Below are 1,434 nucleotides of genomic sequence, written 5' to 3' on the forward strand. Positions count from 1 at the left end.
ACCCCTACTCCCCAACAACCAGGGGGAGTAGGGGGTATGCGAGGGGGATCGAGATATGTGCAACTTCACATTAAATTAGTATTAAGTTGACACAAATGGGCGGCGTCCTGTTACCCGCAGGCTTTAAGAAGTCGGGGATTTAACATAAGATTAGATACACCTACTTAAAGCTAGATAAATGACAGTACCGCGTCTGGAACAATTTAGAGGTTGTCTGATCGGTCAGTGTCTCGGCGACGCTATAGGCTGTAGAGTAGAAGGCTATCCTCCGGAAGTTTGCCAAAACTTTGTCAACTACGAAGTTAGACTCAAAAAAATCAAAGATCGCGATCGTTTCGGCTTTCCTTTTGGTCAATACACCGACGACTCCCAACTCGCCCGCGAACTCCTCGAAAGCTATGTCGCTTGTGGCGAATTCGACCCCAGCGACTACGCCACCCGTATTGCTGACATTTTCGCTCAACAGCGCATTGTCGGGCGGGGTCGATCGACAGAAGAAGCTGCAAACCGCCTGATTCGGGGCGTTGCTTGGCAAGAAGCTGGTACTCGTGCTCCCAATGCTGGTAATGGCAGTGCGATGAGGGCTGGATCGATCGGCTTAATATTCTACGATGACCCGTCCCAGCTTGTACAAGCTGCTTGCGATCAAGGGCGCATCACCCATCAAGATTCGCGGTGTTCTGCCGGTGCTGTGGCGATCGCCGGGGCTGTGGCGATCGCCCTTCAATCTGACATGATGATTGACACTGAGCCATTTCTCGGCCAACTGAGCGAATGGGTAGCAGAAGTTGATTCTTCCTTTGCCGCTTTGCTCAAAGATTTGATTGATTGGGTGAAATTGCCCCCAGAGTCAGCCGTAGAGTTGATTTCTAAAGCTGGACTCCCGTTAAACTACGAGCACTCTTGGCAAGGAATTTCCCCTTTTGTAGTCGGTAGCGTCTTGTGGAGTTTATATGCGTTTTTGAGAACGCCTCAAGATTACTGGGAAACTCTCTGCACTAGCATCGCCGTCGGTGGCGATGTGGATACTACCGCAGCAATGGCTTGTGCTATCAGCGGGGCATTTCTGGGCCTAGAAGCCATCCCGAATCAACTAGCGGGATTTTTGAACGATCAAGGTACTTGGGGCCTGGGGGAATTGATTAAACTCGCTGACAATTGTTATCAGTTGAAAGTCAAGTTGTAGCCGCTTATCCTCATATCTTGCACCATTCTCAAGAACAGGCAAGATGCCTGTTCCACAAAAATTAAATGTTCTTGTGGAACAGGCATCTTGCCTGTTCATAAAGGGCTAATTGAGAATGGTGCAAGATATCAGTTCTCACAACTTAGGACTTATTATTAGGGCTAGATAAATTTGGGCGATCGATTGACCATAATATCCCGGCCGGGGCGGGTTTTTGAGATTGTCAATTATTGGCAGATATTGTTGGT

Annotated in this window: 1 protein-coding gene; it reads left to right on the forward strand. The window is 48.7% G+C overall.

The window, feature by feature from the left end; genetic code table 11:
- Positions 1-178 precede the first annotated feature (178 nt).
- Entirely contained in the window at positions 179-1,186 is a 1,008-nt protein-coding gene (locus tag QUA16_RS36670; protein ID WP_333109763.1) for an ADP-ribosylglycohydrolase family protein, read from the forward strand.
- Positions 1,187-1,434 lie beyond the last annotated feature (248 nt).

The organism is Microcoleus sp. S13_C3 (genome assembly GCF_036700905.1).
Classification (GTDB): domain Bacteria; phylum Cyanobacteriota; class Cyanobacteriia; order Cyanobacteriales; family Microcoleaceae; genus Microcoleus.

What these genes read in the sequence shown, in the direction of transcription:
- QUA16_RS36670 (WP_333109763.1), top strand. Translation starts at nt 179, where the DNA reads ATGACAGTACCGCGTCTGGAACAATTTAGAGGTTGTCTGATCGGTCAG.